The organism is Pontibacter sp. HJ8 (assembly GCF_054824225.1).
Window position 1 is genome coordinate 1 of sequence record NZ_JSYF01000101.1, and the last position, 6,289, is coordinate 6,289.

Consider the following 6,289-nt stretch of genomic DNA (forward strand, 5'->3'; position numbering starts at 1 on the left):
AGGGTATACCTCGGATACCCCAGGTGCATCATGTAGCCTTCCCGCATGTGAAATTTATAATCCGTCAGCAGGTATTCGATGTGGTAGCCCAGCGCCGGGTTTTCGATCAGCAGGGGTTTGTCAGACGACACCTTCAGCAAGGCCGTTTGCGGATCAAACGTTATGGTCAGCACCTCCGGGTTGAGCAGCTTGCATTGCCGGCCAAATTCACTGCGGCCTAAAAAGCTTTCTTTGAATGTTTCCAGGTTCTGGTACCACTCCGGGTCGCGCTTGCCCTCCACGACTACTTCGGTTAAGATTTGCTCTTTTTGACTCAGCTTAAAAAGTATGTTGCCGGGGATTTGTTCCGTATTTACCTGGTAAATGATCGGGTTGTAGCCCAGGTAGGACACAATCAGCTCGTGCCGGCCGCCGGGCACCTGCAGGGCAAACTCTCCTTTTGCATTGGTCGTGGCCCCGATGGTCGTGGTGTTCACATAAACCGAGACAAACTCGATGGGTTCGTTTGTCTTTTCGTCAACCACGCGGCCTTTTAGTTTGTATTGCGCCTGTAACGGGAAAACAACGAATCCCAGTAACAGAAGTAGTAGGAGTGCCTTCATGCGCTGCAGTTGGTTTCCTGAAAATACTAAAGATTCAGGAACTTCTATGTCTTAGGCTATACCTATACTTCCGATTTTTCGCGACTCTTCCCTTTGCAGACCACCTTCACCTTGAAAGTGAAGGATGAGTTTATACCTGTACTTAGGAAGGAACCCTGAGGCACGGGGTATGTGTGGTTTTAAAACGGACTTTTATACTTGTGGCTCTACTCGTCCTTTCGAGCGAGAAACTTATTCCTCTGAAAGTATAAACTCTACCCTGCGCCCCTCCTGAGAAAAGTAAGCTGATTGGTTGACAAGGGAAGTAGTTAAGTATGATCAAGCAACTCGGATGCTTGCTGGTAGGGTGCTTCCGGAAAAAATTCGCTGCAGATCTTGAGAATGGCAAACAGGTGGTTTCGGAGGGAGGCTTCGTTGATAATTTCCCCTTTCATGGCATCTTGCGTAAGGTGCAGCCCGAGGTCTGCTAGCAGTAAGCGCCGTTTCTCCTGCCACTCCGGGATATTTTTGTACACGGGTGTCTCGGGGTAGTAAGACTCTACTCGGGCGTGCGCGGCATCTACCAGCTTGAGGATGTCTTTTCGGTTTTCCACGTTCATAGCATATTTTTTAAATCAACTCAAGTTCGGAGCTGGACGCAGGTTGCTGGTGCTGCAACGCCCGGTCTGCTTTCCTGTTTTTCAACAGCAGGTATACGACCGGAAACAGGAGTGCCGTGATCCCGATGCTGATCCACTCATACATTTCGCCATCTTTTACCTGCTCCAACTGCCAGATTCCCTCCCCGTTAAAGCCAGCCATTACCCGGTACATCATGTTGCTCCCCCAGTGTATGCCGATGGCCATCCAGATGGTACCGGTTCTAATGACCGTGTAGGCCAACGAAATACCCAGCACTGCCGAAAACACAAGGTTGATCCCACTGATGCCTTCGTTCCAGGAATCATCCAGCGCGTATAACACGGTGGTCAGTCCCAGGTACCACTTCATCAGGTCGGCTTTTTTGCAGTAAGCCAGCCAGTACCCGCGTATCAGCACATCATTCATGGCGGCGGCAAACAACATCCCAAGCAGGGCCTGTGCCAGCATACCGGCAATGTAGCTACTGTCCGCCCACCCGGTTACCTCAAACTTTCCTGCTTCATAAAACACCAGGTATTTCAGCGCCCAAATGCCAAAACCTACCACAAAGCCAAGCACCACGAGCATGAACCAGCCTTTTGGTAGGTGCATACCAAAGGAAGGCAATCCTTTTAAGTGAAGCACGTATTTCCCAAACAGGTGTGCCAGAAAAAAGAAACCGACTGCATATGCCAGCCAGGGCAGCACGTCCAGTTGAAAGAGCTTCGGCAGGCCATTCGAATACAGGTTCAGCAGTATGAATCCGATCATCCAGAGTAAAAAAGACACCCTGTTTTTCATGGGAATAGTTTTGTTGGTTCAGAAGGCAAATGTAATAATTTACACTTAACCACCAATTCCTACAAATTCAGTTCCTTGCCTCCTATACCTGCTCAACAACTGGCCTCAAGCAAAAAGTCCTTCCCGGCACCACACCGGGAAGGACTTTTATACCGTATGCTTCAGTTCAGTGATTATTCTACCGAGCTTACTTCGGCAGTACGCTCGATCTTCTTCACCAGGCCCTGCAACACCTTGCCTGGGCCACATTCTACAAAGTGCGTAGCGCCATCGGCCACCATTTGCTGCACCGACTGTGTCCAGCGCACTGGAGCCGTTAGCTGGCTGATCAGGTTTTGCTTGATCTCTTCCGGGTCGGTATGCGGCAGGGCGTCTACGTTCTGGTAGATCGGGCAGATGCCCTGGCTGAAAGTAGTTTCGTTGATGGCTTTGGCCAGTTCTTCTTCGGCCGGTTTCATGAGCGGCGAGTGAAACGCACCCCCAACCGGCAACGGAAGCGCACGCTTGGCGCCGGCTTCTTTCATTTTCTCGCAGGCAATCTCAATGCCTTTGTTAGAGCCGGAGATCACCAGCTGGCCCGGGCAGTTGTAGTTTGCTGCCACGACCACTTCGCCTTCTACCGAAGCACAAACTTCTTCTACTTTTGCGTCGTCCAACCCAAGTATAGCCGCCATCGTGGAGGGGTTGGCTTCACAGGCTGCCTGCATGGCCAGCGCTCTTTTGGAGACCAAGCGCAGCCCGTCTTCAAAGCTCAATACTTTACTGGCTACTAAGGCTGAAAACTCACCTAAGGAGTGACCCGCTACCATGTCCGGCGCGAACTCTTTGGCTACTACTGCCTGTGCCACCGAGTGCAGGAAAATGGCGGGCTGTGTTACTTTGGTTTGCTTCAGCTCCTCGTCCGTGCCATGGAACATGATCTCGGTGATGTTAAAACCCAAAATCTCATTTGCCTGATCGAACAGTTTCTTTGCTTCTTCGTGCTGCTCATACAGGTCCTTCCCCATACCTACAAACTGAGACCCCTGTCCCGGGAAAACGTATGCCTTCTTCATTCTTTATTGTTGATGGTTAAATTGCTTTTTCTTGACACAAGACGCAGGACATAAGACGTTAGACTTTTATGCTAAAGGTAACCATGAAACTTACAGTTAGCCTGCTGTTCCTCCTTCTTGTTTAATAGAATATGGAGAGTCTTATAATGAAGTCTTGTGCCTATTATCTAACATCTTGTGTCTTATTGCGCCACAAACCTGGCCCGTTCTTCTGGGCTGGGCAGCATGCAGGCCTCGGTGCGGCCAGCAATGCGGTAGCGGTGCTTCGCGATGAAGCGGTACACAAAATTGCGGAAAGATAAGGGAATAAACCTGAAATAATAAAGCGCCGCCCATGGAAAATTGAGATGGCGGGCAATGCGGAGGGCGGCCTCTGACTCGGTATAGAGCTGGCCGTTTTCATAGAAAAGGATAGAATCCGGCAAAGGATCCGGTAGCTGCGCCTGGGGTACCAGCTCCTCTGCCAGGCCCGACTGCAAGGCTGCGAAATGCAGATCCTGGCGTTTGTTATACTTTAAAGCGATCTGTATACTGGCCTGGCAAAAGCCGCAGGTGCCATCGTAAAATACGATGGGCAATTCCTGCAGCCGTTCCAGTTTCTCTTGTATCATACTTGCTTAACGCACTATTTCTACCCAGCCTTTGTACTTGGCTTTTTCTTTGGATGGGTCAATGGTAAAGAATTCAACTTCGGCCTCATAGTAGTAGATGCCGTCGGTCAGGCGGTTGCCATCTTTGTCAACACCCGGCCAGTTGATGTAGAGTGCATCGCCGCTTGCAGTGCTACTGCTCTCGTACACCTTCACGCCCCAGCGGTTAAATACGCTAAACTTCATCGAACGGATGAAAGCCGTACGCTTATCAGGGCGGAATACATCGTTCAAGCCGTCTCCGTTCGGGGTGATGATGTTTGGCAGCATGAAGAAGATACAGTTATCCTTGCAAACCTCGTTGCTTCGCGGGCTTTCCTCCCCGGCCAGGTTCGTCGCCGTTACCTGGTAGCAACCGGCGAAAGACTCCAGTCCGGTATGGGTATAGGTGGTCTCCTTGGTAGTAGCAAGCTGCCGGTACTCTTCTTCTCCCTGCCCTCTGAAGTAGACAGTATAGAAGTCGATCTCATCGGTGCAGTCGCCGGTGATCTGCGGCACCCACGTCAGCACGTTCTGGTAAGGGGGCTGCGTCGGGTTAGCGGCAAAGGCATCACAGTCGAGCGGATCTATACTAAGCTCAGGCGCACAAATGATCTTGGGCAGCTCCACGCATACCTGCTGGCTGAAGTTCTGCAGCGGTTCGGGCAATCCTTCGATCTGGTAGGTTCCCTGCGTTCGCACCACGTAGCAGTAGCTCTGCCCTCGTTCCAAAGGCGCAGCGTCGCTTCCACGGTCTGTGAAGGTGCCACTGGTTGGGGTAGCAGTTACCGTGCCTATCTCGACCAGTTCGGTTCCTTCCACCCGGTATACCTGGTGTTGAAGCACCTCATTTTTCCAGGGCACATCGTAAGTCCAGTTCAGTGTTACGGCCATCTCATTCTGCGTACTGGCGGGCACCGCTTCCAGGCGAACGCTGGATGCGGAAGCGCTGTCGCGTAACTGGTCAGCAGGAGGTCCCCCGCTGGTGCGTGTGCTGTAAAACTCCAGCTTGTAGCGGTACGCCTTTTCGGTTGTGTTGAGTCCAGAATTGACAAACACCGTATCTGTCAGCCTGCGGGAAGTAAACACCTGCTGGTATGTGCCTCCCGGCTGCTGTCCTTCCTTGCGGTACAGACGGTACTCGAAAGGCGCATTCAGCTTTTCGACACCGGCACCCGGCTGTGTCCAGCGCACAGTGATCTGTCCGTTCGTTACATCAGTGCGGTCCACCGTCACATTGGTGATGTAAGGTCGATCACGCTCCAGCGATACGCAGGCTTCTACGGATGCAATACTTTTGCCCCCCGATGGCTGCGGGAACTCCGCATAAATAATATAGCAATATTCGGCTCCTGCCGAGAGCCCCTGCCCGCCATTATCGTCCAGGAACTCGGTTACTTCTTTCCCTACCTCCCCTATCAGCACATAGCCGGAACTGGCTGGCACTCCTGTTTCGCAAGGGCCGGGTGTAAAGTCGGAAGGTCCTTCCCGTCGGTAGATGCGTATGGTGGAAGCGTTCTGGCAAGTATAAGAATCCCAGGTCACCCGCACATTCCGGCCTTCGGCGCTTGCTACCAGGTTCTGCGGCGGCGGCCCCACAACGGTGATGCGGTAGGGCTGCAGGTCAGCCAGGGCCCTGGCAGGTGCCGAGGGTTTGTCTTCTGCCCGAAACACCAACTGGTAAGGTCGGGAAGCCACATCTTCGCAGGTAGTATTCCAGATCAGACGGCCGGCAGCTCTGCCGGGTATGTTGGTTGTCACATTAAATGTAGCAGGAGGCAGTATACCGCCTGTGCCCGGTACTGTCAGGTCAATCAGGTGACCGTCCGGGTCCGTGGCTGTAATCGTGGTGCTGAGTGTAGTGCCTGCTACGATGCAGGTATCGCGGGGCACCAGTACCGGTGGCCTGTTTTTGGCGTCTACTACCAGGATCTGCATATCGCGCACCACCTTGCTCAGCAGCACGGCTCCTCCCCCGGGCGATACGCGCCACTCCTCCACTACAAAGGCTACGTTGTACTCTCCCAGACGGCAGGGGGCATCCCAGGTCAGCTGGCCCGTAACAGGATCGAGGGTGAAGGTAGAAGCACCGGTATTGGTGGCGTTGCGGCAATTATCTACGGTATGCGGATCCCGGTAACCCGGCACATTGGTGATGACACCGACAGGGTTTCTGTATTGCGGCTGCACCAGTTTATAAGAAAGGCTATCGCCGTCAGCATCCACGGCACCGGGGTTGTGCACCCAGCGCTGGCTCGCGGTAGCCTCATCGATCGGGGCGACAGTGAGTACAGGCGTACTGTTCAGTCCCCGAAGCGGGTTAATGGTAATGGTCGTAGAGATGGAAAAGGAAAGCTGGTCTGTAGGGGCAGCCAGGTTGAGGATACCTCCGTTGCGGTTCTCGCCAACCCATGTTACCGTGTAAGTACCGGCGTTGGCGTAGGTATATTCCCATTGGAAAACCTCCCGGTCCACATCCGGCTTTACCGGGGTCACGGACTGGCGGTCGACACGCACTGTAGTGCCATCTCCCATCGAAATCATCACGAACGGATCATCTGCGGGAGAAGCCGTTTTCGTA

The 6,289-nt window shown here is 53.0% G+C and carries 6 protein-coding genes; all 6 read right to left on the reverse strand.

The window, feature by feature from the left end:
- A partial coding sequence (locus OB13_RS05915; RefSeq protein ID WP_461489229.1) for a carboxypeptidase-like regulatory domain-containing protein occupies positions 1 to 602 on the reverse strand: 602 nt, incomplete at its 3' end.
- A gap of 308 nt (positions 603 to 910) precedes the next feature.
- The gene (locus OB13_RS05920) at positions 911 to 1,201 is read right to left on the reverse strand and encodes a hypothetical protein (protein WP_461489230.1); all 291 of its coding nucleotides are present in this window, start codon (positions 1,199 to 1,201) and stop codon (positions 911 to 913) included.
- A 10-nt stretch (positions 1,202 to 1,211) separates the two neighbouring features.
- Positions 1,212 to 2,024, reverse strand: a complete 813-nt coding sequence (locus tag OB13_RS05925) for a CPBP family intramembrane glutamic endopeptidase (RefSeq protein WP_461489231.1) — start codon at positions 2,022 to 2,024, stop codon at positions 1,212 to 1,214.
- A 173-nt stretch (positions 2,025 to 2,197) separates the two neighbouring features.
- On the reverse strand, positions 2,198 to 3,079 hold the full coding sequence (fabD, locus tag OB13_RS05930; RefSeq protein WP_461489232.1) for an ACP S-malonyltransferase: 882 nt from the start codon (positions 3,077 to 3,079) through the stop codon (positions 2,198 to 2,200).
- 182 nt (positions 3,080 to 3,261) lie between these two features.
- Positions 3,262 to 3,690, reverse strand: a complete 429-nt coding sequence (locus tag OB13_RS05935; protein WP_461489233.1) for a thiol-disulfide oxidoreductase DCC family protein — start codon at positions 3,688 to 3,690, stop codon at positions 3,262 to 3,264.
- A gap of 6 nt (positions 3,691 to 3,696) precedes the next feature.
- Positions 3,697 to 6,289: T9SS type B sorting domain-containing protein (locus tag OB13_RS05940; RefSeq protein ID WP_461489234.1), on the reverse strand; the 2,593-nt coding region annotated here is incomplete at its 5' end.